This is a genomic window from Nitratireductor thuwali, assembly GCF_036621415.1.
Classification (GTDB): Bacteria; Pseudomonadota; Alphaproteobacteria; order Rhizobiales; family Rhizobiaceae; genus Chelativorans; species Chelativorans thuwali.
The window spans coordinates 214,623-241,463 of record NZ_CP030942.1 but is presented as its reverse complement, the minus strand read 5'-3'; the positions used below and the strand labels follow the sequence as shown (position 1 = coordinate 241,463).

21 protein-coding genes are annotated in these 26,841 nt (G+C 66.1%); 10 read left to right on the top strand and 11 right to left on the bottom strand.

Annotation, left to right across the window (positions count from 1 at the left end; translation table 11 throughout):
* The first annotated feature begins 229 nt into the window (after window positions 1–229).
* Window positions 230–1,960, top strand: coding sequence for a sulfatase-like hydrolase/transferase (locus NTH_RS21665; protein WP_338532040.1), 1,731 nt, complete (start codon window positions 230–232; stop codon window positions 1,958–1,960).
* Between the two features lie 289 nt (window positions 1,961–2,249).
* On the opposite strand, the gene NTH_RS21660 is transcribed toward NTH_RS21665, so the two are convergent.
* A complete protein-coding gene (locus NTH_RS21660) occupies window positions 2,250–3,065 on the bottom strand; it encodes an AraC family transcriptional regulator (protein WP_422392456.1) in 816 nt (271 codons plus the stop codon).
* Window positions 3,066–3,175: 110 nt separating this feature from the next.
* Between NTH_RS21660 and NTH_RS21655 the strand changes: the two genes are divergently transcribed.
* The 8 genes from NTH_RS21655 to NTH_RS21620 all read left to right on the top strand — a co-directional run bounded on the left by NTH_RS21655 (window position 3,176) and on the right by NTH_RS21620 (window position 13,386).
* Entirely contained in the window at window positions 3,176–4,384 is a 1,209-nt protein-coding gene (locus tag NTH_RS21655) for an MFS transporter (RefSeq protein WP_338532039.1), read from the top strand.
* Window positions 4,385–4,473: 89 nt separating this feature from the next.
* On the top strand, window positions 4,474–5,376 hold the full coding sequence (locus tag NTH_RS21650) for a dihydrodipicolinate synthase family protein (RefSeq protein ID WP_338532038.1): 903 nt from the start codon (window positions 4,474–4,476) through the stop codon (window positions 5,374–5,376).
* A 27-nt stretch (window positions 5,377–5,403) separates the two neighbouring features.
* Window positions 5,404–6,072, top strand: a complete 669-nt coding sequence (locus NTH_RS21645; RefSeq protein ID WP_338532037.1) for a GntR family transcriptional regulator — start codon at window positions 5,404–5,406, stop codon at window positions 6,070–6,072.
* Between the two features lie 30 nt (window positions 6,073–6,102).
* Window positions 6,103–7,137 (top strand): aldo/keto reductase, encoded by a 1,035-nt coding sequence (locus NTH_RS21640; protein ID WP_338532036.1) that lies wholly within the window; start codon window positions 6,103–6,105, stop codon window positions 7,135–7,137.
* Window positions 7,134–8,282 carry a fumarylacetoacetate hydrolase family protein gene (locus NTH_RS21635; protein WP_338532035.1) on the top strand — a complete coding sequence of 383 codons (1,149 nt, stop codon included), beginning with the start codon at window positions 7,134–7,136 and terminating at the stop codon, window positions 8,280–8,282. Before NTH_RS21640 ends, NTH_RS21635 begins: the two co-directional genes overlap by 4 nt.
* Window positions 8,283–8,595: 313 nt before the next feature.
* A complete protein-coding gene (locus NTH_RS21630) occupies window positions 8,596–9,156 on the top strand; it encodes a TetR/AcrR family transcriptional regulator (protein ID WP_338532034.1) in 561 nt (186 codons plus the stop codon).
* Between the two features lie 11 nt (window positions 9,157–9,167).
* Window positions 9,168–10,226, top strand: a complete 1,059-nt coding sequence (locus NTH_RS21625; protein WP_338532033.1) for an efflux RND transporter periplasmic adaptor subunit — start codon at window positions 9,168–9,170, stop codon at window positions 10,224–10,226.
* Between the two features lie 70 nt (window positions 10,227–10,296).
* Entirely contained in the window at window positions 10,297–13,386 is a 3,090-nt protein-coding gene (locus NTH_RS21620) for an efflux RND transporter permease subunit (protein WP_338532032.1), read from the top strand.
* Between the two features lie 7 nt (window positions 13,387–13,393).
* On the opposite strand, the gene NTH_RS21615 is transcribed toward NTH_RS21620, so the two are convergent.
* On the bottom strand, window positions 13,394–14,488 hold the full coding sequence (locus NTH_RS21615) for an alcohol dehydrogenase family protein (protein ID WP_338532031.1): 1,095 nt from the start codon (window positions 14,486–14,488) through the stop codon (window positions 13,394–13,396).
* A gap of 10 nt (window positions 14,489–14,498) precedes the next feature.
* Window positions 14,499–15,272 (bottom strand): maleate cis-trans isomerase family protein, encoded by a 774-nt coding sequence (locus NTH_RS21610; RefSeq protein ID WP_338532030.1) that lies wholly within the window; start codon window positions 15,270–15,272, stop codon window positions 14,499–14,501.
* Between the two features lie 237 nt (window positions 15,273–15,509).
* Between NTH_RS21610 and NTH_RS21605 the strand changes: the two genes are divergently transcribed.
* Window positions 15,510–18,362, top strand: coding sequence for a M16 family metallopeptidase (locus NTH_RS21605; protein WP_338532029.1), 2,853 nt, complete (start codon window positions 15,510–15,512; stop codon window positions 18,360–18,362).
* Between the two features lie 260 nt (window positions 18,363–18,622).
* Here NTH_RS21605 and NTH_RS21600 read toward each other — a convergent pair whose 3' ends face one another.
* From NTH_RS21600 to NTH_RS21565, 8 genes are read right to left on the bottom strand one after another with little or no spacing between them, the layout of a single operon-like run.
* The gene (locus NTH_RS21600) at window positions 18,623–19,441 is read right to left on the bottom strand and encodes a sugar phosphate isomerase/epimerase family protein (protein ID WP_338532028.1); all 819 of its coding nucleotides are present in this window, start codon (window positions 19,439–19,441) and stop codon (window positions 18,623–18,625) included.
* Between the two features lies 1 nt (window position 19,442).
* On the bottom strand, window positions 19,443–20,609 hold the full coding sequence (locus NTH_RS21595) for a dihydrodipicolinate synthase family protein (protein ID WP_338532027.1): 1,167 nt from the start codon (window positions 20,607–20,609) through the stop codon (window positions 19,443–19,445).
* 2 nt (window positions 20,610–20,611) lie between these two features.
* Window positions 20,612–21,763 (bottom strand): Gfo/Idh/MocA family protein, encoded by a 1,152-nt coding sequence (locus tag NTH_RS21590; protein WP_338532026.1) that lies wholly within the window; start codon window positions 21,761–21,763, stop codon window positions 20,612–20,614.
* Window positions 21,760–23,193, bottom strand: coding sequence for an enolase C-terminal domain-like protein (locus NTH_RS21585; RefSeq protein WP_338532025.1), 1,434 nt, complete (start codon window positions 23,191–23,193; stop codon window positions 21,760–21,762). The genes NTH_RS21590 and NTH_RS21585 overlap by 4 nt, the downstream gene beginning before the upstream one ends.
* 49 nt (window positions 23,194–23,242) lie before the next feature.
* The gene (locus tag NTH_RS21580) at window positions 23,243–24,094 is read right to left on the bottom strand and encodes a sugar phosphate isomerase/epimerase family protein (protein ID WP_338532024.1); all 852 of its coding nucleotides are present in this window, start codon (window positions 24,092–24,094) and stop codon (window positions 23,243–23,245) included.
* Complete coding sequence (locus NTH_RS21575; protein ID WP_338532023.1) at window positions 24,091–24,786, bottom strand: TetR family transcriptional regulator; 696 nt, start codon at window positions 24,784–24,786, stop codon at window positions 24,091–24,093. Before NTH_RS21575 ends, NTH_RS21580 begins: the two co-directional genes overlap by 4 nt.
* Window positions 24,783–26,255 (bottom strand): tripartite tricarboxylate transporter permease, encoded by a 1,473-nt coding sequence (locus tag NTH_RS21570; protein WP_422392460.1) that lies wholly within the window; start codon window positions 26,253–26,255, stop codon window positions 24,783–24,785. The genes NTH_RS21575 and NTH_RS21570 overlap by 4 nt, the downstream gene beginning before the upstream one ends.
* A gap of 53 nt (window positions 26,256–26,308) precedes the next feature.
* On the bottom strand, window positions 26,309–26,785 hold the full coding sequence (locus tag NTH_RS21565) for a tripartite tricarboxylate transporter TctB family protein (RefSeq protein ID WP_338532021.1): 477 nt from the start codon (window positions 26,783–26,785) through the stop codon (window positions 26,309–26,311).
* Between the last annotated feature and the right edge of the window lie 56 nt (window positions 26,786–26,841).

Genomic DNA, 26,841 nt, shown 5'->3' with positions numbered 1-26,841 from the left:
CTTTCCGACAATCGGGAAACGATGCGCAGGTTCAAAGTTTCAGAGCGTCCTTGTGTGGCGTCCGAACGGGCGCTCCAACCTGACACAACGCGCAGTGGCCCAAATGGTTCTGTGCATCCGCGGCGCTGCCGCGTGCATGATGCCCGCGAGCGCCTTCCGCCGGCCCGGCGGTTAACCCATTTTGGATTATCCGATTGCGGGAACCGCCCCGATATCCAATAGCTGGCTAATGTCAAAGCCGCTCACAATCCGCAGCCTGGCCCTGTTCGCGCGGGCGGCCGCCATCTGCATGCGGGCGGCGGTCCATCCGCTTGCCATCTCGCTCTTCAGCGTCCTCGGCGTGGCCTTTATCTGGAATGCGGAGAACAACGCAAAGACCGTTCCTTTTGCCGTGTTCATCGTCGCGTTCTCGGCGGCCTGCCTCTTCGCCGCGACCCGGCGGCCTGCCTTTTCCGTCTATTGCGCCTGGGCGCTCGTCGGCACGATATCGGTGGCTTCGGCGATAAAGTTCAAGATGAAGGGATTCTCGGTTCATTTCTACGACGCGGTGGTGGTCGCCGGCGACCCGGATATCTACCGTTTCATCTTCTCCTCCTATCTCGGTCTGGTGGCACCCGTTCTTGTCCTGGCCGGCGTCGCGCTGGCGGTGCTGGCCTTGCTTTTCAGGTTGGAGCGGGCGGCGGCGGTGTCCGCGACGGCGCGGCTTGCGCCGCTCGTCGTGGCGGCGGCGGGCCTTCCGCTGACCTATCCGGCGGAGGCCTATGCCGAGCAGCGCTATTTCTATTACCTGCAGGGCCGCCATTCGACGGCCTTCTTCGTTTCGCTGCTCGATCTGGCCAATCTTGCCGGAGACGGCGCGCTGGAAAGCCGGCTGGCCGGCGCCGCGCCTGCCGAGCCCTTCGACGACACGGTGGAATGCGGCGGCGGGAAGCAGCCGGATGTCTATGTCGTGCTGGAGGAAAGCCACACCAGCCCGGCCTATTTTCCGCAGATCGAAGGCGGAAAGGCCCTGGCCGGGGAGATGGCCGAGAACGCCGGCGAACTGCGTCCGCTGCAGGTCGAATCCTTCGGCGGCGGCACCTGGATCACCAATCTCTCGCTGATGACCGGGCTTTCGGCCACGGATTTCGGCTGGCGCAGCCCTTACCTGACCATTTCGCTGGAGAACCGCGTCTCCGGTGCGCTGCCGGAAATCTTCGCCCGCTGCGGCTATCGCACCGCCGCCATCCTTCCGCTGAACTACACCTTCGTCAATGAAGGGCCTTTCCTCTCGTCGATCGGCTTTGAAACCGTGATGGACATGGACGCGATCGAAGCGCCGAGCTTCCATATGCGCGACCGGTTCTATTTCGACGCGGCCGAGCGCTTCATTGCCGAACACCGGGAAGCGGACGGGCGGCCGCTGTTCCTGCTGGTGCAGACGATGTTCGCCCATTCGCCCTATGACGCGCCGCTCGAACCGGGGCCGGACGGGCCTGGCGAGCCGCTTCACGACGATCCGCAGATCGCCGAATATCTGCGACGTATGCTCGTGGCGAACCGCGATTATGCCGAGTTCGCGGAAAGGCGGCTGGCCGAGCAGTCGGAAAGGCCTTCCGTGCTCATGGCGTTCGGCGATCACCAGGTTTTCGCCACCAAGCCGTTCGTCGACGAGTTGGAGGGCGATGGCGCGCTCGGCCGTCCGCGCTCGCTCGCCTACCGCACCTTCTATACGCTGGGCGGCACCGTCGCGCGGCCGCCGTCGCCGCAGGCGACCGTCGACATTGCCTTTCTCGGCACCCACCTTTTGCGCGCGGCCGGCCTGACGGGCTCCCCCGCCTTCGCCGATCTCGACCGGCTCAATCGCCTTTGCGGCGGCTCGTTCCACGCCTGCCCGCATCGCGGCGAGATCGACACGCATCTCAGGCGGCGCGTGGAAGGCGGGCTGCTCAGGCTTGAAACGACGGCCCCGGAAAGCTGATGGTGCAAGGCGGCGCGGGCGGCCGGCGTTTAGATCAGTTCACCGTGTCGCAGAAACGCCGGACTGATCAGCTATTTGATTCCACGCAATTGCGGAGGGAAAACCGGCTTCCCTTTTCCTGGAATTGCTACAGCATCGGCCCGAAAATCGGGATCGATTTTCGGGAAGCTCGATGCCTAGATTCAATGGTTTAGAGCGTCCTTTGCGCGTCTTGGAAGACGCACGGCGCTCCAGGGTCAGGACCTATTAATCAGGCCGACCATTGTGGTCATATTAATAGGTCCTGACCCTAGCGCAGCCAGGCGCGCGGCGGCTTGCCCAGCATGCGCTTGAACATGGTGGTGAAGGCGGCGACGCTTTCATAGCCGAGCTCGAGGGCAACGGTGGTGACGGCTTCCCCGTCGGCCAATCGGGGCAGGGCTGCGAACAAGCAGGCCTGCTGGCGCCAGGTGGACAGGCCGAGCCCGGTCTGCCGCCGGAAGGCGCGGGTGAAGCTGCGGCGGCTCATGCCGGCGGCCCTGGCCCAGCCGTCGATGGTGGCCCGCGCCGAGGGCGCGGCGAGGAACTGCCGGCAGAGCGCTGCAAGCCTGCGGTCGGACGGGAAGGGAAGCGCCAGCGGCCGTTCCGGCAGGCCGGTGACCTCGTGCAGGAGCAGGTCCAGAATCAGCCCCGCCCTGGCCGTGCGCCGCGGCGGCAGGGGCAGCGCCACCGCCTCCACGATCAGGCTGCGCACCAGATCCGTCATAGCCACCACCCGCAGATCCGCCGGCAGGCCCTGCAGCGCATCGGGCAGCACATAGATCGACCGCATCTCGACCTCGCCCAGCATCTCGACGGCATGGTCGGTGCCGGCCGGCAGCCAGATCGCATGTTCGGGCGGCACCATCCAGCGCCCCTTGCCGGTGCTCACCATGACGACGCCCGACAGGGCGTAGAGCAATTGCGAGCGGCTGTGCCGGTGGACCGGTATTCGGTGACCGTCCGGATAGTCGGTGGAGACGGCCAGCACCGCGCCTTCCACCTCCTCCAGCCGGGCCAGAATCCGCTTGTGGTGCTCCTCAAGGGAGGCGGTCGACGGGCTGCGGATGGCGGATGTGTCGTTCACGGGATGGCCCAGTTGCGAAAGTTTTCGACCAAACCACGAAAGAAGATCGCGCGCAACGGGCGTAAGGATCAGGCGCAGATCCGCATCGGATCACTATCAGGAGCACGATCTTGGCCGACACGGCAGCCATCCGCGCCCGGTCTTCCGGGGAGACCACGGCCTACGGCATCATCCTCGCCGTGAGCTTCTGCCATCTGCTCAACGATGTGATGCAGTCGCTGCTGTCGGCGCTCTATCCGATGCTGAAGGACAGCTACGGGCTCGATTTCTGGCAGATCGGCCTTCTGACCATGGCCTTCCAGGTGACGGCGTCGCTGCTGCAGCCGCTGATCGGCATGTATACGGATAAGCGGCCGATGCCCTATTCGCTGCCGGTCGGCATGGGCTCGACGCTGGCCGGCCTGCTGTTCCTGGCCTATGCGTGGGACTATTCGTTCCTTCTTCTGGGCGCCATGCTCATCGGCTTCGGCTCGGCCGTGTTCCATCCGGAGTCTTCGCGGGTGGCGCGGCTGGCCTCCGGCGGGCGCTATGGCCTGGCGCAATCGCTTTTCCAGGTGGGCGGCAATGCCGGTTCCGCCATCGGCCCGCTATTGGCCGCCTTCATCGTGGTTCCCCGGGGGCAGGACAGCGTTGCCTGGTTCTCGCTGGCGGCGCTGGTGGGCATGATGGTGCTCTGGCGGGTCGGCAACTGGTACAGCCGCTACTGCGCGGCCAACGGCAGCCGGCCCGGCACGGCGGTCCCCATGCTGCCGCGGCGGACAGTGGTCGTCGCGCTCGCGGTGCTCACCATCCTGACCTTTTCCAAGCACATCTATCTGGCCAGCCTGACGAGCTACTACACCTTCTATGTGATCCACAAATTCGGTGTGTCGGTGCAGGCCTCGCAGATATTGCTTTTCGTGTTCCTCGGCGGCGCGGCGCTGGGCACCATCCTCGGCGGGCCGATAGGCGACCGGGTCGGGGCCAAGACGGTGATCTGGTTCTCCATCCTCGGCGTCCTGCCCTTCACGCTGGCGCTGCCCTATGCCGATCTGACCTGGACGGTCGTGCTGACCGGCGTGATCGGCGTCGTCATGGCATCGGCGTTTCCGGCCATCGTCGTCTTCGCGCAGGAGCTGGTGCCCGGCCGGGTCGGCATGGTCGCCGGCATCTTCTTCGGCCTGGCCTTCGGGATGGCCGGCATCGCCGCGGCGGTGCTGGGCGTGATCGCCGACTGGAAGGGCATCGGGTTCGTCTTTGTAGCCTGCTCGTTCCTGCCGCTGCTGGGGCTCTTGACCATATTGCTGCCCGACACGCGGGCGCGGGCGACGGCAGGGTAGCAGCTCGCGAGCAATCACTGGCGGGCTTGCGCCACTGACGACAACGCACTAACATGTTAGTCATCGAACATATCCTTCAGGGGTTTTCAATGACCGCTTCCAACCATCCGAAGAACGGAACCTTCGGCATTTCCGCCGCCCTCGTCACGCCGTTCCGGGACGATTTCTCCGTCGATCTGGAGCGCATGGCGGCCCATGCCAGGGGCCTTCTTGCCGATGGCTGCGCCAGCATCACCCTGTTCGGCACCACAGGCGAGGGGGCCTCGCTGTCGATGACGGAGCGGCTGAAGGTGCAATATGCCTTGACCAGCGCCGGCATCGCACCGGACAGGATGGTGGCCGGCGTCGGCGGGGCGGCGGTCGGCAGCGTCGCCGAGCAGGCGCTGGCGGCGCTCGATACGGGCATTCGCACCATCCTCGTTCCGCCGCCCTACTACTTCAAGGGTGTCAGCCAGAAAGGGCTTTTCGGCTGGTATTCGGCGCTGATCGGGGAGATCGCCGGCCAGTCGCCGCGCATCATCCTCTACCATATCCCGCAGGTCACCGCCGCCCCGCTTTCGCTGGAGCTGGTGCGCCGGCTGAAGGACCGGTTCGGCGAGCTGATCGTGGGCGTCAAGGATTCGGCGGGCGACTGGCCGACCACCGAGGCTTTCCTCGGCGAGCGCGACCTGCAGGTGCTCGTCGGCGACGAGCGCCAGCTGGCCCACGCCGTGCGGCTGGGCGCGGCGGGCGCCATCAGCGGCATGGCCAATCTCTTTCCCGCCCGGCTTGCCGAGCTCGTGGCGACCGGCAAGGACGATCCCGACCTGAGCGGGCTGGTTGACGCGGTGGTGAAGCTGCCGGTCACCCCGGCGGTGAAGGCGCTGGTGGGGGTGATGCGGAATGAAAAAGGCTGGGACAGGGTGCGCGCGCCCCTTGATTCCACCCCCGCCGCCGACATTGATAGGCTCAGGGACGTCTGGCAGGCGATGGGGCGGGACAAGGCCGCGTAATTGGCGGCGGCATGAGGGCGGCACAGGATGAACCAGAAGGCGGGCGAGCCGACGACGCTGCGCGAGAAGGCCTACGAGACCTTCAAGGAGCGTCTGTTCTCCCGGGAGATCAGGCCGGGGCAGTTCCTGTCCCAGCGCGAGCTCGTCGCCATCACCGGCATGCCGCTGGGCGCCATCCGCGAGCTGATCCCGCGGCTGGAGGCCGACGGCCTGATCAAGACCGTTCCCCAGCGCGGCATGCAGATCGCCCATGTCGACATAGATCTCATCCGCAACGCCTTCCAGCTACGCCTGATCCTGGAGCGGGAAGCGGTGGTCAGCTTCTGCAGGGCGGCGAGCCAGGCGGAGATCGCCAGGCTCCGGGAGGACCATCTGGCGGTGCAGCGGGCGGCCGTGGAAGACGGCGTGACGCCGGAGCTGCTCAAGAATGCCCAGCTCATGGACTGGGCCTTCCACGACCGGATGATCGATTCCATCGGCAACGAGCTGATCTCCAGCATCTACCGCGTCAACTCGGTCAAGATCCGCGTCATCCGCCAGGAGGACACCCGCATGCTGCCGGAGCTCGTGACCTCGGTGATGAGCGAGCACATGCGCATCGTCGAGGCGCTTGCCGCGCGCGACGAGGAAGCCGCGCTCGAAGCGCTGGAGGCCCATATCGACAGCGCCAGGCGGCGCGCGCTCGGGGTGGGGTGAGGGAGACCGTAGTTTGGTGGGAGGATCGGCATGAAGGCCGGCGACAAGGTTCCGTTGCGCGCGCAGGCGCCCGTGATGCTGACCCGGATGGGCTTCGGCGGCGCGCCGCTCGGCAATCTCTACCGTGCCGTCAGCGAGGAGAACGCGCAGGCGGCGCTGCGCGCGGCCCATGATGGCGGCGTGCGCTATTTCGACACCGCCCCGCTCTACGGTCTCGGCCTTTCGGAGGAGCGTTTCGGGCGGGCTTTTGCCGGCTTCGGGGAGGATGTAGCCCTTTCCACCAAGATCGGCCGCTGGCTCGAGGATTGCGCGCCGGGCGAGGTGACGCCGGCTTCCTTCGTCGACGTGCCGCAAAGGCGCTATGTGTTCGACTACACCTATGACGGCGTGATGAGGAGCCATGAGGACAGCCTGAAACGGCTGGGGGTGGAGGCGGTCGACATATTGCTGGTCCACGACGTCGACGTCTTCACCCATGGCAGCCGGGAAGCGAGCGAGGAGAAGATACGCGAGCTGTTCGACGGCGGCGGCTACCGGGCGCTCACCGAACTGAAGGATGCGGGCCGCATCAAGGCCATCGGCGCGGGCGTGAACGAGTGGCAGGTCTGCGAAAGGCTGCTCGACGAGGGCGCGTTCGACTGCTTCCTGCTGGCCGGGCGCTACACGCTTCTGGAGCAGGAGGCGCTGGACAGCTTCCTGCCGCGCTGCGAGCGGGACGACATCGGCATCATTCTCGGCGGTCCCTATAATTCCGGCATACTGGCGACGGGCGCGGTCGAGGGCGCCAAATATAATTACAACGCCGCGCCGCCCGACATCCTGGAGCGGGTGCGGCGGATCGAGGAGATATGCACCGCCCATGGTGTGCGGCTGATCGAGGCCGCCCTTCAATTCGTGCTGCACCACCCCGCGGTGCGCACCGTCATCCCCGGCGCGGTCTCGGCCGAGGAAGTCAACGCCAATATCGCGCTGCTGGCGCGGGAAATTCCCACGGGCCTGTGGGCCGACCTCAAGAGCGCCGGCCTGCTGCGCGCCGACGCGCCCATTTCGGAGCATCAGCCATGAACGAACTCACGGTCCCCGCGCTCGACGCCTCCGGCGTCTATCTCGGCCGGGTGGAGAGGCCGGGCATCGGCCCGGCGGTGGTCACGCTGCGCGACGGGCATCTCGTGGACATCACCTCGAAGGCGGCGCCGACCGTGCGCGACGCGATGGAGATGGACGACCCGGCGGGCTTCGTGCGGCAGGCCGACGGCGAGGCGCTGGGAACGGTCGAGGAAGTCTGCGCTTCCACGCTGTCGGGCCAGGGCGTGCGCTGGCTGGCGCCCTGCGACCTGCAGGCGGTCAAGGCCTGCGGTGTCACCTTCGCCGGCTCGATGGTGGAGCGGGTGATCGAGGAGCGGGCGGCGGGCGACCCGGCGTTGGCGCAGAGCATCCGCGAGCGCATCGGCGGCGCCATCGGCAAATCCCTGCGCGACCTGAAGGCCGGCTCGCCCGAGGCGGCTGCGGCCAAGAAGGCGCTGATCGCCGAGGGCCTGTGGAGCCAGTATCTGGAGGTCGGCATCGGCCCCGACGCGGAAGTCTTCTCAAAGGCGCAGGTCCTTTCCTCCGTCGGCTGGGGCGCCGATATCGGCCTGCATCCGGTCTCCAAATGGAACAATCCCGAGCCGGAAGTGGTGCTGGCGGTCAATTCGCGCGGCGCCATCCTGGGTGCGACGCTCGGCAACGACGTCAATCTGCGCGACGTCGAAGGCCGCTCCGCGCTGCTCCTGTCGAAGGCCAAGGACAACAACGCCTCCTGCGCGATCGGGCCGATGATCCGGCTTTTCGACGGGCGCTACATGCTGGACGACGTGCGCAGGGCCGAGCTCGACCTGCGGGTCGAGGGCGAGGACGGCTTCACGCTGGACGGCCATTCCTCCATGTCGGAGATCAGCCGCGATCCGGAAGAACTCGTCGCCCAGACGATCGGCCGGCACCATCAGTATCCCGACGGCTTCATGCTGTTCCTGGGAACGCTGTTCGCGCCGACCAAGGACCGCGACCACGAGGGCGAGGGCTTCACCCACAAGCTGGGCGACCGGGTCGTCATCTCCGCGCCCGACCTCGGCGCGCTCTCGAACACCGTGCGCCTCAGCACCGAATGCCCGCCCTGGACCTTTGGGGCGGCGGCGCTGATGCGCAACCTCGCCATGCGGGGACTGCTTTAACAACTCCAGGAAAACCGGCTTCCATTTTTCCTGGAGCCGCCCGCGACGGCGGCAGGCGAAACCTCGCCCATAATGATCTGAAAGCGCAACAAGGGCCGCGATAGCGAGCCCGCCTCGGCCGGCGCTGCCCGCCGGGGCTTCGCGGCCAATCGATGCTGCACCGCAAAAAAATCTGACGCGCCACCTTTACTGTACCGTGCGGACGGTATATGTACCATCCGGACGGTTTAGCTGTGGAGCGCCTTCTTTGTGGGCGCGCACCGGCGCACAAACCACACAAACCAGCGCGGCGATCCGCGCATCGGGACCGAAAATGACAAGACCAGACAGACGCACATCCAACTCCCGGCAGGAGATTCTCGAGGCGGCCCAGCGGCTGGCCAGCCGCGAGGGCGCGGGCAAGATCACCATCGAGGCCGTTGCCAGAGAGGCCGGCCTGTCGAAGGGCGGGGTGCTTTACAATTTTCCCTCCAAGGACCTGCTTCTCAAGGGCATGCTCGACTGGATGATCGAGGCGATCTCGCCCTTGATCGACGAGCATCGCGATGCGCTCGAGGGCCAGCCCAACCGCACGCTGCGCGCGCTGATCAAGGCTTCGGCCTTCAAGGCCACCATCGATCCCTCCGTTCCCATGGCCGTGCTGGCCGTCGCCGCGGAAGATCCGGAGCTTCTGGCGCCCATGCGCGCTCAGATGCAGGCGCGCTGGCAGCAGGTGCTGGAGGACGGGACCGACCCGGAGCTGGCCGCGCTGCTTTGGGCGGCGGCCGACGGGCTGATGTTTCACTGCATGCTGGGGACCGGAGTCATCCCCGACGAACAGCGCGCCCACCTTCTGGAACGCCTGGACGAGCTTGCGACGCAAATCTGCAAATAAAGGCACCCACGATGTCAAAATTCATCCGTTTCGGCGCACTCGCACTGGCTGCCCTGGCCCTTGCCGCCTGCTCCAAGAGCGAGGCCAACAATGAAGAGCCGGCACCCGTGCCGACCGTTTCGATCAAGCCGGTCTCCGACACGCCGCCGCTCGACACGCGCAATTTCGTCGGACGCCTGGCGCCCGTCAGCACCGTCGAAATGTCCTTCCGGGTCGGCGGCGAACTGATCGAGATGCCGGTGAAGGAAGGGACGAAGGTGGAAAAAGGGGCGCTTCTGGCGGCGCTCGATCCGGTCGACTACGAACTCGCCTACCGCCAGGCCAAGCTTTCCGAGGAGCTTGCCCGCGCCGATTTCGAGCGCAAGGAAAAGCTGCTGGCCAGCCGTTCCGTGTCCAATGCGGTGTTCGACCAGTCGAAGACGGAATACGAGCTGCGCAAGGTGGCGGCCGAGAATGCCGAGCGCAATCTCCTGCACACGCGCCTCGAAACGCCCTTCGACGCGCTCATCACCCGGCGCCTGACCGACACCTACACCAATGTCGCCGCCGGCGCGCCGGTGCTGCGCATCCAGGACATCAGCGAGTTCCGCGTCGAGATCTCGGTGCCCGAAGATCTCGTCCGCCTCGTCGGACAGCCGGGCGCCATGCAGGTCGAAGCGTCCATTCCGGGCATCGACCGGCGCTTTCCGCTGGAATATCGCGAGCACAATACCGAGGCCAACGACGTCGCCCAGACCTATGAGGTGACCTTCGGCATGAAGCCGCCGGCGAACCTGAACCTCTTGCCGGGGATGACCGCTTCCGTCGCCATACACTATGCCGCCGCGGCGGACGACAAGCCGCTTTCCGTGCCGCTTTCGGCGGTCGACACCAGCGCCGACGGCTCCTTCCAGGTGTGGGTGTTCGACGCATCGACCAAGCAGGTTTCGCCGCGCAAGGTCACGCTCGGCAGCCTCGAGGGCGAGCGCGTGCCGGTGCTGTCGGGTCTGGACGGAGACGAGATGGTCGTCGCCGCCGGCGGGCCGAAGCTCCAGGACGGCATGACCGTCCGCTCCATGAACGCATTCTGACCGGCGGGCGCCCCGGCGCCCGCCTTCTTCCCGTTTCACGACGTCATCAATTTTTGAAAGCGATAGACTGATGCAGATCGCCCGCACGGCCATCGACCGCCCGATCTATACCTGGATCGTCATCCTGTTCTGCCTGTTCGGCGGCATCTGGGGCCTGTCGAGCGTCGGCCGGCTGGAGGACCCCGCCTTCACGCTGAAATCGGCCATCGTCGTCACCCAGTATCCCGGTGCCACCGCCGAGGAAGTGGAGCAGGAGGTGACGGAGGTCCTGGAATCGGCGGTGCAGCAGATGTCCCAGCTCGATTTCGTCACCTCCAAATCCATGCCCGGCGTATCCGAGCTTCAGGTCGAGATCAAGTCGACCTATGACGGCGAGGAGATACCGCAGATCTGGGACGAGCTGCGCCGCAAGGTCGGCGATGCGCAGTCGAACCTGCCGCAGGGCGCCGGCCCGTCCATGGTCAACGACGATTTCGGCGACGTGTTCGGGCTTTTCTACGCCATCACCGCTCCCGGCTTCTCCGACGCGGACAAGCGCTCCATTTCCAGCTTCCTGCGCCGCGAGCTCTTGACGGTTCCGGGCGTCGCGAAGGTGACCACGGCGGGCGAGCCGACCGAGACGATCTATCTGGAAATCTCCAACGAGAAGCTGACCCGCTTCGGCATTCCCATCGAGCAGGTGGTGAACACCATCCAGTCAGAGAATGCGGTGGAGCAGGCCGGCGCGGTGCGCATCGGCGACAAGCGCGTGCGGATTTCCTTGCAGCCTTCCTTCGATTCGGTGGCCGCCATCGAGGCGCTGCGGGTCGGCCAGCCCGGCACGACCGAACAGATCAGCCTGCTCGACATTGCGACGATCGTGCGCGCGCCGACCGAAGTGCCCGACCACATCATCCACTTCAACGGCGAGGATGCCTTCACGCTGGCGGTCGCCGGCGTCGCCGACACCAACATCGTGGAGGTCGGCAAGGCCGTGGACGCGAAGCTCGCCGAGCTTTCGCCGCGCATTCCGCTGGGGGTGGAGATCAGCCCGATCTACCAGCAGCACGAGGTGGTCGAGAAGGCAATCAGCGATTTCATGGTCAACCTCGTCATGTCGGTGGCCATCGTGATCGGCGTGCTGTGCCTGTTCATGGGCTGGCGCATGGGCATCGTGGTCGGCGTCACCCTTCTGCTCACGGTGCTGGGCACTGTCATGTTCATGGCCATCTTCAGCATCGAGATGGAGCGCATCTCGCTCGGCGCGCTTATCATCGCCATGGGCATGCTGGTGGACAATGCCATCGTCATCGCCGAGGGCATGCTCATCAACATGCAGCGCGGCATGAGCGCGCGCGAAGGGGCCGGCGACGCGGCCTCCCGCACCCAGATACCGCTTCTGGGCGCGACGGTGATCGGCATCATGGCCTTTGCCGGCATCGGTCTTTCGCCGGACGCGACGGGCGAGTTCCTGTTCTCGCTGTTCGCCGTCATCGGCATATCGCTGCTATTGAGCTGGGTGCTGGCGATCACCGTCACGCCGCTGTTCGGGCACTATCTCCTGAAACCGGGCTCCGGCGATGCCGATGCGGATCCCTATAAGGGCGCCATCTATGGCGGCTATCGCGGCCTGCTTCGCGGCGCGCTGCGGGCGAAGGCGGTGACGATCGTCGCGCTGATCGCGCTCACCGGAGCCTCCTTCTACGGCTTCGGCATGGTGCGCCAGCAGTTCTTCCCCGATTCCAACACGCCGATCTTCTATGTCAACTACACGCTGCCGCAGGGGGCCGACATACGCGCCACCGAGCGCGACATGGGTGAGATCGAGAAGATCATCCTGGAAAAGCCGGGCGTGAAGGCCGTCTCCACCTTCGTCGGCAGGGGCGCCAGCCGGTTCATGCTGACCTATGCGCCGGAACAGCCGAACCCGGCCTATGGCCAGTTCATCGTGGAGATGGAGGAGCGCGACCAGATCGACGCGCTGGCGGCGGACCTGCGCGACGAGCTCGGCGTGGCCTTTCCGCAGGCCGAGATCCGCACCGAGCGCCTGGTTTTCGGGCCCGGCGGCGGCGCCAAGATCGAGGCGCGCTTTTCCGGCAGCGACCCGGCCGAGCTGAGGCGGCTGGCCGACGAGGCCATAACGATCATGAAGGAGAGCGGCGCGCTGATCGACATCCGCCAGAACTGGCGCCAGCGCGAGCTGGTGCTGGCGCCGCGCCTCAACGAGGAGCGCGCGCGCATCTCCGGTGTCGGCCGTGGCGATGTCGCCCAGACGCTGGCTTTCGCTACGACCGGCATTCGCTCCGGCACCTATCGCGAGGGCGACGAGGTGATCCCCATCGTCGCCCGCCCGCCGGCCGACGAGCGCCTCGACGTGACGCGGCTCGAAGACCGCCTCATCTGGAGCTCCGGGCAGATGGCCTTCGTGCCGATCACCCAGATCGTCGAGAGCTTCGACACCGAGCCGCAGGAAGTCCTGATCCGCCGCCGCGACCGGGTGCGCACCTTGACCGTTCAGGCCGACCCGGCCGGCGACCTGACCGCCGTCGACGCGCATAATGCGGTGCGCGCGCGGATCGAGGCGATCCCGCTGCAGACCGGATATCATCTGGAGTGGGGCGGCGAGTACGAGAATTCCGGCGAGGCGCAGGAATCGCTGGGCCGCCAGCTTCCGCTGTCCTTCCTGGTCATGCTGGTGATCTCGGTTCTGCTGTTCGGCCGGTTGCGCCAGCCGCTGATCATCTGGCTGGTCGTGCCGATGGCGGTGTGCGGCGTGGTGGCGGGGCTGCTCTTCACCGGCCTGCCCTTCACCTTCACGGCGCTTTTAGGCCTGCTCAGCCTTTCCGGCATGCTGATGAAGAACGGCATCGTGCTGGTCGAGGAGATCGACGCGCAGATCGCCACCGGGATGCCGCGCGACAAGGCGCTGGTCGACGCCAGCGTCAGCCGTCTGCGCCCGGTGTTCCTGGCCGCCGTCACCACCGTGCTCGGCATGCTGCCGCTTCTCAGCGACGCCTTCTTCGCCTCGATGGCCGTCACGATCATGGGCGGCCTCGCCTTCGCCACCGTGCTGACGATGATCGCCGTGCCGGTGCTCTACGCTTCCTTCTTCCGCATCAGGCTGGCGCGAAAGACGGCGGGCGATGAGATGCCGGACGCGGCGGTGCCGGAGGGCGCCTAGAGGGCGCCTAACCTGGGCTTCCCGCCTCCCGCCATTTGGCGTCGGGCACCACGACGAGCTTGCCGACGAAGCGCTTTTCCATGAAGGCTCTTTGGGCGTTGTGGAAATCGGACAGCCTGTAGGTTTGCGCTAGCAGCGGCTTGACCTTGCCGGTCTCGATATATCCGACCAGGCGCCGGAAGTCCTTTCGCGTGCCTTGCGAGGAGCCGTGCAACTGCAGGTGCTTCAGATACAGGGTGCGCAGGTCGAGCTGAACTACCGGACCGGCAATGGCGCCGGCGGTGGTGTAGCGGCCTTCCGGACGCAGGATGCGCAGCAAGGGGTTGAACAGCGGCCCGGCAACGAGATCGGCGACGACATCGATAGGTTCCCCGCCCGTTGCCGTCGCGACTGCTTCCACAAGGTCGCCCTGTTCGCGGGTGATCACGGCTTCCGCGCCGACCCTGCGCAGCGCCGCCTCCTTGCCTTGTCCGGTGACGGCATAGGGGATGGCGTCCCGCGCCCGGCAAAGCTGCACGATGGCCGAACCGACGCCGCCCGAGGCGCCCGTCACCAGCACGCGCTCGCCGGCGCTCACGCCCGCTCGCTCCAGCATGTGCTCGCCGGTCAGGTAGGCGCAGCAGAAGGTCGCCAGCTCCGCATCGCTCATGCCGGTGTCGACGACATGGGCATTCTCCGCCGGCACCGTCGTATACTCCGCGTAGCCGCCGTCGCGGCCGTGGCCGATATAGTCGATATCGGCGAGGCTGTCGTCGTCGCGGTTGTAGAGGCTGAAATCGACCATCACCCGTTCGCCGACGCGCTCCTGCGCAACGCCTTCGCCCACGGCGGCGATGCGCCCTACGATGTCGGCCCCCTGGATGCGGGGAAAGGTCAGCGTCGGCCGGCCGCGCCGCCATGAGGAAACCGCCTGAGGGTCCGTCTCGCTGCCATAGGCGCCCTGGCGCACCCACACATCCGTATTGTTCATGCCGCAAGCCGTCACCTCGATCAGCACCTCGCCGGCGGCGGGGCGGGGCACGGGAACGTCCTGGCGGTAGACGAGGGCGTCGAGGTCGCCATGCCGGGTGAGCAGCACCGCCTTCATGGTGTCAGGGATCATGGGGGCTCCTTTATGTCGAGGATACTGTGTTACGGGTTTCGCCGGCCAGAAGCCGGCCCGCCCCGGAGATGGCTGTTCCGACTCCCAGCAGGGAAAGCCCATGCCAAAGCGAGACCTGGTTGGCTGTCAGAACCGTGCGCCCGGTTCGCCTTTCCAGATCTTCGACGAGGTCGAGGCTGTTGATCGCCGTGTCCGGGATCAGGATGGGTTCATCTCCACGAGCCGGCAGTGATCCGGCGAAACGGTCGACCTCATCGACGAGGGAGAGGCGGAACGAGCTTGGGCCGTCGGGCGAATCCAGGGCCTGCCATCGTTCCACCGAGATCCCGGCCGAGGCGAGGCAGGCTTTGAACGCCTGCGTTACCGGTTCGGGATAGGCCCCCAGCAGGTGCACCCTGTCCAATTGAAGGGCGTTCAGCGCGGCGATGAAGGCAAGGCTCGTGCTGGTGACCGGGCGCGCCGCGATCACGGCCAGGGCAGACGCCTGCGCCTGCGCCCAGGAAAGCCCGCCGATGAAGCTGCCGCTGGTGCAGGCCCAGACGATGGCGTCGCAGCCCAGTGCCGCGAGCTCGCCCGCGACAGGCCCTATGACCTCCGCATCGCCGGCCTTGAAGAGGATGTCCTCGAGATGCCCGCCCTCGATCCTGGACAGAAGCGTGAGCGCCGTGACGTCGTCGCGCCCTCTCGCGGCGAGCCAGGAATCGAGACGATGCATCTCGGATGCGATGGGATCGTCCGGCAGGATGATCCCGAGTTTCGGCCGTGCGTTCCGTTCGGTACTCATGAAGCCACATTTAACGCCCAGGGCAGAATGTGAGAAGGGCGCGCCGGCGTCGTCTCCGATTGATGTACATGAGGTATTGCGACCATGATCCGGATCAGTATATGGTGGATGTACAAACCGTATTGAATATGTATAGTAAATAACTATTTAGGAATTAATCTTTATAAGCAACGAAAACAAAATTCCGTCATTATTGGATCTTGTTTCGAGTTATTTGCTATTAAGAGGAAGGATTTTATGTATCGCTTTATAGTCGGGGTGCTTGCCGCGCCCATAATCGCCCTTGTCTCGCTATCAGCCTTGGCCCAACCGTCGCAGCCTGTTCCGACCGGCGAGCTGATCGAAAAGGTCGATATCCCGTATGAGCGCTTCACGCTCGACAACGGCCTGCGCGTTCTGGTGCACACCGACCGGAAGGCGCCGATCGTTGCCGTCTCCGTCTGGTACGATGTGGGGTCCAAGGACGAACCGAAGGGCAAGACGGGTTTCGCGCATCTTTTCGAGCATCTGATGTTCAACGGAACGGAAAACGTGCCCGGCGATTTCTTCGAACCGCTGCAGCAGATGGGCGCGACCGATGTCAATGGAACGACTTCGTTCGACCGCACCAACTATTTCGAAACCGTGCCAACGGGCGCGCTGGAGCGGACATTGTTCCTGGAATCGGAGCGCATGGGCCACCTGCTCGGTGCGGTAACCCAGAAAACGCTCGATAACCAGCGCGGCGTCGTTCAGAATGAGAAGCGGCAGGGCGACAACCGGCCCTATGGCCTCGTCGAATACGCGCGGCTCGCGGCGTTGCTGCCGGAAGGCCATCCCTATGGACATTCGCCGATCGGCTCGATGGCCGACCTCGACGCGGCGAGCCTTGAGGACGTCCGCGATTGGTTCCGCCAGTATTACGGGCCCAACAATGCGGTCCTCGTGCTGGCCGGCGACGTCGATGTGGAGACCGCGAAGCCGCTGGTCGAAAGATATTTCGGCGACATCGCGCGAGGCCCGGAGAAGGAGCCCGTCGTCGCACCGATCCCCACGCTCGTCGCCCGCAAGGATGAGGTGATGAAGGATCGCGTGGCCACCACGCAGCTCTATCGCAACTGGATCGTACCCGGTCTCAACGATCCCGACACGATACCGCTTTCCGTGGGTGCTTACATGCTCGGCGGCCTCGCCACCTCCCGGCTCGAAAACATCCTGGTGCGCGAGGAAAAGGTTGCGCTGAGCGTTTCAGCCAACGTGCAAATGCTCGCGCAGATCGGCTTTTTCGAGGTGCGCGTCGAGGTAGCGCCGGGCGCCGATACCGACATGGTTTCGCAACGCCTCGATGCGATCTTGGCCGACTATATCGAAAAAGGGCCAACCGTCGATGAAGTGAAGCGCGTCGTCATGCGGAAGGTCGCCGGCGATATTGCCGGGCTTGAATCGGTGGGCGGTTTTGGCGGCAAGGCCGTCGCGCTTGCAGAAGGCCTGCTTTATTCCGGCGATCCCGATTTCTACAAGAAGCAGCTCGCCGCCCTCGCCGCGACCACGCCGGCGCAGGTCACGGCGGCGATGCAGAAATGGCTGAAGCGCCCTGCCTATGCGCTGCGCGTCGTTCCCGGCGACCGGGAACCTTACGAGGAAGCGGTCGCGTCGCAAGCCAATTCCAGCGCGCCTCAAGAGGACGAAAAGCCGAAACCCGCACCTGCCAGTGAGGCAAGCGCAGGTGCGAAGGCTGCGCTCGATCGCTCGAAGCTGCCGGAACTGGGCAGGGTCGAGGAACTCGATTTCCCTGCAGTCACGCGCACCAAGCTCTCCAACGGCGTCGAAGTCGTCTATGCCAATCGCAATGCGGTTCCGCTGACGCGGATCGCGCTGAGCTTCGATGCAGGGCTCGCCGCCGATCCCCAGGCCAAGCTTGGTACGCAAGCCCTCATGTCGGCGCTTCTCGAGGAAGGCACAACCAGCCTCGATTCGGTTGAGATCGCCGAGCGCCAGGAACGCCTCGGCGCTACGATCTATGGCGGCGCAACGATGGACCGCACCGACGTCAATCTCTCCGCGCTGTCCGGCAATCTGGCGCCCTCGCTCGATCTGTTCGCGGATATCGTGCGCAATCCGGCCTTCGCGCCCGACAAGGTCGAGCAACAGCGCGAGCGGCAGCTTGCGGGCATCGCGAACGAGATGACGGAGCCTTTCGGCCTTGCGTTCCGCACGTTGCCCCCGCTGCTCTACGGCACCTCCCACCCCTATGGGGCGCCGGGCACGGGCACGGGCGATCCCGCCGCGGTTGCCGGGACCGGCCGCGACGACCTCATTGCGTTTCATCGCGCCTGGTTCCGCCCCGAGAAAGCGCGCTTCTTCGTGGTCAGCGACCGGCCGCTTGCCGATATCGAGCCGCTGCTGGAAGCGCGCTTCGGTGACTGGCAGGGGCAGGGGCCTGCCGGCACGAAGAATTTCGATGCCCCGCTTCCCGCGCCCAGGCCGCGCATCGTGTTGGTCGACCGCAAGGATTCGCCGCAGTCGCTCATCGTCGGCGGGATGGTCCTGGCGATCGAGGGGGCGGAGGAGATGACCGATCTTCTCGCGGCCAACGAGGTTCTGGGCGGCGGTTTCCTGTCGCGTCTGAATATGGACCTGCGGGAAACCAAGGGCTGGTCCTATGGCGTGTCGGCGCAGATCGACCGCGTCGCGGGGCGCGTTCCCTTTGTCGTCACCGCACCCGTGCAGGCGGACAAGACCGGACCGGCGCTCATCGCGCTGCGGACCGGGATCAGGGCGTTCCTGACCGACAAGGGCGTGACCGCTGCCGAGCTCGAGCGCACCAAGAACGGCCGCATCCGGGAAATTCCCGGCAGGTTCGAGACCTCCTATGCCGTGCTTGACGGGATGCAGCGCAACGATCTCTACGGGCGTCCGGACGATTATTACGACACGCTCGCTGCGGATTACCGCGACATGACGGCCGCGCAGCTCGATTCTGCCGCGCGCGAGGCGATCAACGACGATCAGATGATCTGGGTCGTCGTCGGCGACGCGGACAAGGTGAAGGACCAGCTCGAATCGCTCGACCTGCCCCTGGAAATCGTGCCGTCGGCGCCGCAGCTCTGACGGGGCGGGGAGAGTTCAGATCGGTTTGGCTTCGGCCACATCCTGTCCGCAGGGAGAGCCGGGGCCTATTGGGTTGGCGCGGCCGAGTTCTGCAGAAGGGACCGCTGACGCTGACATGCGCCGGGGCGAGCCCTTCGACAAGCTCAGAGGGGTCGCGTTCTACGATGACCTTCCAATGAGTCGCGGATAGCGCTTCGGGCTTCCGGGATGACGACGGTGGGGTGCCTGGCTCCGCCTGGAATTCCTCACGCTCTGCTATGTCAGCAGATCGCCGCGCGTTCGACGATTGTGGCGAGCACCTCGTCGGGATCGCGTTTCCACCAGTTCTGGGCGGAGAAGATCTCCACTTCCTGCAGGCCGGTGAAGCCGGCCTTCTCGACCCAAGAGCGGATGCGCGGCAGGTCTATGACGCCGTCGCCCATCATGCCGCGGTCGAGCAGGAGATCGGTCGTCGGCACCAGCCAGTCGCACACATGGTAGGCCATGAGGCGGTCCTTGCCGGCGCGGGCGATCTGCGCCTCCAGCTCGAAGTCCCACCAGGTATGGTAGACGTCGCAGGCGACGCCGATGCCGGGGCCGAGGCGGTCGCAGATGTCGAGCGCCTGGCGCATGGTCGACACGCAGGCGCGGTCGGCGGCGTACATGGGATGCAGCGGCTCGATGGCAACGGGCATGCCGGCAGCGCGCGCATAGTCGAGCGTCTTGGCAAGGCCTTCCTCGACGAAGCGGTGGGCGGAGCCGAGATCTTTCGACCCCGGCTCCAGCCCCCCGACCACCATGACGAGGCAGGCCGCCCCGATCGTCACGGCCTCGTCCACGGCGGATTTGTTGTCGTCGAGCGCTGCCTGGCTCACCTTGCCGTCGCGGGTGAACATGCCGCCCCGGCAAAGGCCGGTGACGACAAGGCCGTTATCGGCGATCATGCGGGCCGCTTCCTTCGCGCCGAGCTCGGCGAGCTTGTCGCGCCACGGCGCGATGCCGCCCAGCCCATGGCGCGCGGCGCCCTCGATGCATTGGCGCAGATTCCACTGTTCGCGCACCGTCGCCGTGTTGAGCGACATGTCCTTTGCGGAAGGCATCTCAGACCTCCAGCCCACGCGCCGCGAAGACGGGCCGCGCCCGCGCCGCGGCCCGTTCGGGATCGCTCAGCGCGCCGGCTGCATCGGCAAGCCGGATCAGTTCTGCAAGGTGCAGCGTCGAGCGCGTGCTCTCCTGGCCGCCGATCATGGTGAAATGGTCCTGGAAGCCGTTGAGATAGGCGAGGAACACGACGCCGGTCTTGTAGAAGCGCGTCGGCGCCTTGAAGATGTGCCGCGACAGGGGAACCGTCGGGTCGAGGATTTCGCGATAGCGCGCCCGCTCGCCCTTGCCGAGCGCCGTCAGCGCGCTGGCCGCCTGCGGGGCGATGGCGTCGAAGATGCCGAGCAGCGCGTGCGAGTAGCCCCGCTCGTCGCCCTCGATCAGGTCGGGATAGTTGAAATCGTCTCCCGTATACATGATCACGCCTTCCGGCAGGCGCTCGCGCATGGCGATTTCCTTTTCCGCCGAAAGCAGCGAGATCTTGATGCCGTCGATCTTGGCCGCGTTGCGGGCGAGAATGTCGAGGCAGGTGTCCATTGCCCTCATATGGTCGGACGAGCCCCAATAGCCTTCCAGCGCCGGATCGAACATTTCGCCCAGCCAATGGATGATGACCGGCTCGGCCACCTTTGAGAGAATGCGGTCGTAGACCATGCCGTAATCGTCGGGCGATCTGGCGCAGGCGGCGAGCGCCCGGCTGGCCATCAGGATGATGCGCCCTCCGGCTTTCTCGACGGCCTCACACTGCTCCTCGTAAGCCGCGATCACGTCGTCGAGCGAGAGATCGGGGGAGGGGGGCAGGTGATCGGTGCCCGCGCCGCAGGCCATCACGGCACCGCCGCCCCTTGCCTTCTGCGCCGCGACGGAGCGCTGGATAAGCTCCAGCGAGTGCTCCCAGGTGAGCCCCATGCCGCGCTGGGCGGTGTCCATGGCTTCGGCGACGCCCAGCCCGAGGTCCCACAGATGCTCGCGGAAGGCGATGGTGCGGTCCCAGTCGATGGCCGGCTCCAGCCATGGGTCGACATCGGCCAGCGGATCGGCCACCACATGGGCGGCGGCCAGCACCTTGCGGTTATAGGCAGCGGGCTCGACCGGGTGGCTTTTCGGCGTGGAAAGCGTGAGCGGGACGAGCCCGCCTTGTGCGTCCGGCAGTTTCAGCATGGCCATGGTCAGATCTCCAGCGCCGGAACGTCGACCCAGCAGCGCTTGCGCCAGCTTTCCAGCGCGCAATCGACGAGCTGCACGCCCTTGGCGCCCTCGACCAGCGTGTATTTCCACGGGCCGTCCTCGGCCACATGGCGCAGGAACTCTTCCCACTGCACCTTGAAGCCGTTGTCGAAGACCATGTTGTCCGGCACTTCCTCCCAATCGTCGAAGAAGTTCATGGTCTGCTTCTGGTCCGGGTTCCACACGGGCTTGGGCGTGTTGGCGCGGTGCTGGGTGAGGCAGGAATGAAGCCCGGCCACGGCCGAGCCATGGGTGCCGTCGACCTGGAAGGTGACGAGATCGTCGCGCCGCACGCGCACCGCCCAGGACGAATTGATCTGCGCAATGATGCCGCCTTCGAGCTCGAAGGTCGCATAGGCCGCATCGTCGGCGGTGGCCTTGTAGGGCCTGCCGTTCTCGTCCCAGCGCTCGGGGATATGGGTCGCGCCCAGGCACGAGATGGACTTGACCGGCGCGAACACATTGTCGAGCACGTAGCGCCAATGGCAGATCATGTCGGAGATGATGCCGCCGCCATCCTCGGCGCGGTAGTTCCAGCTTGGCCGCTGGGCGGGCAGGAAGTCGCCCTCGAACACCCAATAGCCGAACTCGCCGCGCACCGACAGGATCTTACCGAAGAAGCCGGCATCGCGCAGCCGCTTGAGCTTGAGCAGGCCGGGCAGGTCGAGCTTGTCGTGGACCACGCCGTTCTTGACGCCCTTTTCCTTGGCATAGCGGGCGATGTCGACGGCGATGTCCAGCTTTTCGGCGATGGGCTTTTCGCAATAGACATGCTTGCCGGCGTCGATCGCCTTCTTCAGCAGTTCAGGGCGAAGCTTGGTGGAGGCCGCGTCGAAGAAAATGGTGTCGTCCGGATTGGCGAGCGCGGCGTCGAGATCGGCGGTGAAGCGGGCGACGCCGAGCCGGGTCGCCAGCGCCTCGATCTTGTCCGGGTTGCGGCCGACGAGGATCGGGTCGGGCACCAGCATCGTGCCGTCCGAAAGCGCGATGCCGCCCTGGTCGCGGATCGCCAGCACCGAGCGGATGAGGTGCTGGTTCATGCCCATGCGTCCGGTGACGCCGTGCATGATGATGCCGATGCGCTGTTTCTTCATTCCGAGGTCTCCTGAGATGCGTATGGGTCGAACTGAGGTGTGACGGCCGAGCCGAAGCCGGGGGTTGCCAGCGAGCCGAGCGACAAGGTTCCGTCGATGATGTCGAGCGTCGCGTCGCCGTCGCCGAAGGGGCGGTAGAGATCGCCGTGCCGGTCGAGATAGGCGGCGACTTCCTCCTCGGGAGCACCGGCCATTCCGGCTACGAAATGATGGCCGTTGCGCTCGATATGGGTGGCGCCGCAGACCCCGGCCATGGCCAAATCCTGCTGGATGCACAGGCCCGGCTGGCAGGTCAGGTCCTCGGCCGAAAGCTGCGCCGTGCGTCCGGCGGCTCGATGCTGGTCGGCGCGGGCCGCGTTAATGAGGGCGCGGAAGACGCCCTTGCAGGATTTGACCGACGTTCCCGCATAGCCGAGCTCGAGCGCCCGGGGGAAACTGTCGAGGCTCTCGTCGCTCTCGTCGATGATGACGGGCAGGCCGGTCCGGCGAAGCAGATCGGCGATGCCGTCATGCCCGAGCGCCACATCGCGCGCGAAGGGCTGCTCGACGAACAGCATGCGCTCGGCGAAGAGCTTGAGCGCCGCATCGCCGGCCAAGCGCGCCGCCAGCCCGGCAAATGCGTCGAGATCGTATTGCTCATTGGCGTCGAGCGTGGCCCGGTAGTCCGGGCAGCGTTCGCCGAGGAAGGCGGAAAGGCGCTCCAGCCGCCCGACATCCTCGTCCAGGTCGCCGTTCAGCTTGATCTTGAAGTAGCGCACGCCCTGGCTTGCGATCACCGTTTCCAGCGCGACGGGCAGGCCGTCCTCGGGGGCGCCGGGGCCCAGCTCGCGCTCGTAAAGCGGCGCATCCTGGCCCACCGTGTGGCGCAGGAAGATGGAGCGCGGCAGGCGCGCCTTGCGCAGCCGGTGCAGGAGGGCGTCCTGCGACAGGTCGTCCGGGCAATGGTCCGTCAGGCCGAAAATATCGGCGTTGAGCGCCGTGTCGAAGGGAAGGCCGGCGAGGCGGCAGGCAGCGTCGATCAGCGCCATCTCCAGCAGCGCCGGGCCGAAGCCGGCGGCAAGGCGGGGCGTTCCTCCGCCGGTCATGGCCGCCTCGACGCCGGCGCGGCAGTCGGCGGCATGGGCGGCGGCGCTGGCGGTGTTCGAGGCGCCGCGCACAGCCTGCCGCGCCTGCGCCACGCTTTCGCGCAGCTCCTCGACCGTGTCCTCGTTGGTCAGCCCCGGCGCCTTGTTGAACCAGCGCGGCACCATGAGCTGCGCCGAGTGCCCCGTCGCCCGGCGGCCGTCCGCGGTCTCGACGATGATCGCTGCGAAGGCCTGTGCCGTGCGCCGCACCGCGGCGCTGCCGAACTTGAAGGGCAGCCGCAGTTCGACCGGGCGCTCATGGATGCGCACCGACTTGATGGCGAAGGCGAGTTGCGCAGAGCTCATGCCGTGCCTCCCATCCGCATGCTACGATCATCCCGGAACGAAAGCCCAATCATGCCGCCGCCTCCCAATAGGCGCGTACCGTGGCCGCGCCATAGGCGGCCGTCGCGCGCGCGTCGCCGATGGTCTTGAAGGGTTCGAGCGCCAGCGGCCTGTCCCAGCCGGCCTGCCGGATGGCGGCGATGATGTCGGCGAAGGGATCCCCGCCCGTGCCCGGCGCGCCGCGGTCGGTGTCGTTGAGCTGGATATGGGCGATGCTGCCGCCGGGCAGCTTCCGGCGGATGAGATCGGCCACCGGCATATCCTCGCTCTGGCCCGCCGCGCTCGTGTCGATCATGGTGCGGAAGGCCTCGTGTCCGACCTTCTCCACGAGCCGTTCCGCCTGCGAAACGGTATTGATGAAGCGTGTTTCCCGGGCAGAAAGCGGTTCGAAGCAATAGGTCAGGCCGCGGGCCGCCGCCGCTTCCGCTATCGGGCCGAAGAAATCGGCGACGCGGGCGATGGCATCGTCCAGCGCCTCCTGCGCGTCGATCTGGCGCTGGCCCGGCGATCCGTGCACCATGATCTTGCCGCCCAGCGCGGCGCACAGGTCGAGCAGGCCGAGCATGACGTCCTTCAACTCGGCAAGCTGGCGGGGGTCGCGGCTGGTGAGCGAAAGGTGCGGATAGGCGGTGAGAAGCCAGTGCAGGCCGGTGACCACCAGGCCTTCGCCCTCGACGAGCTTTCGCATCTCGGCCGCCTGCGCGGACGAAACGAGGTGCGGCGTCCCGGCCAGCGTCGCCGGCGCTAGCTCCAGGCCCTGATAGCCGACCGCGGCGCAGAATCGCGCCTGCTCGGCAAGGCCGAGGCCCTCTTCGGCCAGCAGCTCGTTGCAGAAGGAGAGGAACGGGGCGCGGCCGGTCACGCGGCCCTGTCCGTCAGCAGATAGGCCAGCACCATTTCCTCCGCGTGCTTCTTGCGTTCCTCGAGCCACCGGTCGGTGTCGATGCCGGGTTTGAAGACGATCGAGAGCGTGTAGCTGTTGGACAGCGGGAAATAGAAGAAGCCGGCGATGGAAAGATAGAGCTCGACCGGATCGACATCCGGGCGGAACAGGTTCTCGGCCTGGCCGCGCTTGATGATCTCGCGCAGCATTTCGACCAGGTGCGAGTTGATTTCCGCGACGCCTTCAAGAGCGCGGATGGTCTGGCCGCGGCGCTGGTTCTCGGTGTTCAGCAGGCGCATGAACCAGGGATTGTCGTGGAAGTGCTGAGCGGTGAAGCGCAGCAGCTTGACGATCGCCTCCTTCGGCCCGAGGGCGCTGAGATCCAGCTCGCGCTCGCCTTTGCGGATCTGGATATAGGCCTCGCGCAGCACCACGGCGTAGAGCTCTTCCTTGTTGCCGAAATAGGAATAGATCAGCGCCTTGTTGCAGCCGGCCCGTTCGGCGATGCGGTCGATGCGGGCGCCCGTGTCGCCATATTCGGCGAACTCGTTCATGGCGGCGGCGAGGATGTCCTGCCGGGTCCGCTCGGCGTCCCGCTTGGGCGCGTCGTCGGGGCGCGGTTTCAGCGTCCTCGGCATATGGCGCTCGTCGACGATGCGGGCGTCGCTCATGTTCCCCTCCCCCTATTGGCCAGCGCCCCCGATAGCCGGCCGACCTGCCGCCTGACAACCGGAATGCCGGCCATGATGGTGATGACGATCAGCGCCACGAAGACCATCGAGAAAGGCCGCGTGAAGAAGGGCGACAGATCGCCGTCGCTGAGCGTCAGGCCGCGGCGCAGGTTCTTGTCGAGAAGATCGCCCAGGATGATGCCCAGCACCAGCGGCGGCATGGGATAGCCCAGTCGTCGCAAGGCGAAGCCGAGAAAGCCGAAGAACACCATGACCCAGATGTCGAAGATGCGCTGGGTGAGCGCGTAGGGGCCGATGACGCAAAGCGTGAAGACCACCGGCATCAGCCGCTCGCGCGGGACCCGCAGCACGAATTCGAACACCGGCGCGAGCGATATGCCGAAGATGAAGATCGCCACCGTCGCGAAGAACAGCATGACGGCGACGAGATAGATGAAGTCCGGCTGCTCGATCATGATCATCGGGCCGGGGCGGATGCCGTGGATGAAGAGCGCGGCGATCAGCACCGCCGCCGGCGCGGAGCCGGGCACGGCAAGCGTGAGCGCGGGAATGAGGGCGCCCGGCACGACGGCGCTGTTGCCGGTTTCGGCGGCCGTCAGACCTTCGATGGAGCCCTTGCCGAACTGGTCCCTTTCCTTGCTCTTGCGCCTGGCGGCGGCATAGGAGGCCCATGCCCCGATATCTTCGCCGACGCCCGGTATGAGGCCCACGAGCGTGCCGATGATGCCGGATCGCAGCACGGTCACGCGATATTTCCAGGCCTCCATGAAGCGGGGGAGGCCGGCGCCTTTCTCGCCCTCGGAGCGCACGACCTGCGCCTTGGGCTGCCACATCACCATCAGCACCTCGGCAAAGCCGAATGCGCCGACCATCGCCGGGATCAGGCCGATGCCGCCGTTCAACTGGTCGAAGCCGAAGGAGAAGCGCACATGGGCGTGGATGCCTTCGGAGCCGATCATCGCCACCATGAGCCCCAGAATGCCGGCGATATATCCCTTGACTGGGGTCGTGCCGGAGGTGAGCTGGCCGGAGATGAGCACGCCGAAAACGGCCAGCCAGAAATATTCGAAGGAGCCGAATTTCAGCGCCAGTTCTGAAAGCGCCGGCGCCAGCGCCACCAGCATCACGATGCCCACCAGCGTGCCCAGCGTCGAGCCGGTGGTGGCCACGCTCATGGCATAGGCGGCGCGGCCCTGCTTGGCCAGCGGGAAGCCGTCCAGCGTGGTCGCCGCGCTTGCCGGCGTGCCTGGAATATTGAGCAGGATGGCGCTGCGCGAGCCGCCATAGATCGCGCCTACATACATGCAGATCAGCACCAGGATCGCCGCCTCGCGCGGCAGCGAATAAGTGAGCGTCGTCAGGAGCGCCACTCCCATGGTGGCCGTCAGGCCCGGCAGGCTGCCGACCGCGATGCCGAGCAGCGTCGCCCAGGCGGCATGGAACACCATCTCGAAGGTCGAGAGCGTCGCGAACGCGTCGAAAAGGCGGGTGAAGGCTTCGATCACGGCAGCCTCACCAGGAATGCGTAGCGGAACAGGATGCTGGTGGCGGCGGCGACGGCCACGCCCAGCACGATTGCGATTGCGGCGATCCGCGCCAGATGGGCCTTGCCCTTGGACGGGTCGGCCTCGAAAATGAGGATGAAGCTCGCCACGAAAATCGCGGTGGCGGCCGGAAAGGGCATGTTGCCGACAAGCAGCAGCGCATAGACCCCGCAGGAAAGCGCCGTCAGCACCAGATCCCGTGTCGAGCCGGTGTCGGCTTCGGGCTGCGGTCCGCTCGCCAAGGCGTTGCGCGCCTGCAGAAAGAGCACGATGGCGGCAAGCATCAGGGCGGCGCCCAGCAGCATCGGTACGAGGCCGGGAATCGAGGCCGGATGGATCTGGCGGATTTCCAGCCGGTCCATCACATAGCCGCCATAGCTCATCGCGGCGCCCAGAATGAACAGGGCCGGTGCGGTGTAGAGATCAGCGCGCATGGTTGCGGTCTGCCGGTTTTTTAGGGTTCTCGGTCTGGCCGCGCCGGGGTCAGCCC

Coding starts and splice junctions, on each gene's coding strand:
- NTH_RS21665 (WP_338532040.1), top strand. CDS start 230: ATGTCAAAGCCGCTCACAATCCGCAGCCTGGCCCTGTTCGCGCGGGCG.
- NTH_RS21650 (WP_338532038.1), top strand. CDS start 4,474: ATGACCGCTTCCAACCATCCGAAGAACGGAACCTTCGGCATTTCCGCC.
- NTH_RS21645 (WP_338532037.1), top strand. CDS start 5,404: ATGAACCAGAAGGCGGGCGAGCCGACGACGCTGCGCGAGAAGGCCTAC.
- NTH_RS21640 (WP_338532036.1), top strand. CDS start 6,103: ATGAAGGCCGGCGACAAGGTTCCGTTGCGCGCGCAGGCGCCCGTGATG.
- NTH_RS21635 (WP_338532035.1), top strand. CDS start 7,134: ATGAACGAACTCACGGTCCCCGCGCTCGACGCCTCCGGCGTCTATCTC.
- NTH_RS21630 (WP_338532034.1), top strand. CDS start 8,596: ATGACAAGACCAGACAGACGCACATCCAACTCCCGGCAGGAGATTCTC.
- NTH_RS21625 (WP_338532033.1), top strand. CDS start 9,168: ATGTCAAAATTCATCCGTTTCGGCGCACTCGCACTGGCTGCCCTGGCC.
- NTH_RS21620 (WP_338532032.1), top strand. CDS start 10,297: ATGCAGATCGCCCGCACGGCCATCGACCGCCCGATCTATACCTGGATC.
- NTH_RS21615 (WP_338532031.1), bottom strand. CDS start 14,488: ATGATCCCTGACACCATGAAGGCGGTGCTGCTCACCCGGCATGGCGAC.
- NTH_RS21610 (WP_338532030.1), bottom strand. CDS start 15,272: ATGAGTACCGAACGGAACGCACGGCCGAAACTCGGGATCATCCTGCCG.
- NTH_RS21605 (WP_338532029.1), top strand. CDS start 15,510: ATGTATCGCTTTATAGTCGGGGTGCTTGCCGCGCCCATAATCGCCCTT.
- NTH_RS21600 (WP_338532028.1), bottom strand. CDS start 19,441: ATGCCTTCCGCAAAGGACATGTCGCTCAACACGGCGACGGTGCGCGAA.
- NTH_RS21595 (WP_338532027.1), bottom strand. CDS start 20,609: ATGGCCATGCTGAAACTGCCGGACGCACAAGGCGGGCTCGTCCCGCTC.
- NTH_RS21590 (WP_338532026.1), bottom strand. CDS start 21,763: ATGAAGAAACAGCGCATCGGCATCATCATGCACGGCGTCACCGGACGC.
- NTH_RS21585 (WP_338532025.1), bottom strand. CDS start 23,193: ATGAGCTCTGCGCAACTCGCCTTCGCCATCAAGTCGGTGCGCATCCAT.
- NTH_RS21575 (WP_338532023.1), bottom strand. CDS start 24,786: ATGAGCGACGCCCGCATCGTCGACGAGCGCCATATGCCGAGGACGCTG.
- NTH_RS21570 (WP_422392460.1), bottom strand. CDS start 26,255: ATGGTGTTCCATGCCGCCTGGGCGACGCTGCTCGGCATCGCGGTCGGC.
- NTH_RS21565 (WP_338532021.1), bottom strand. CDS start 26,785: ATGCGCGCTGATCTCTACACCGCACCGGCCCTGTTCATTCTGGGCGCC.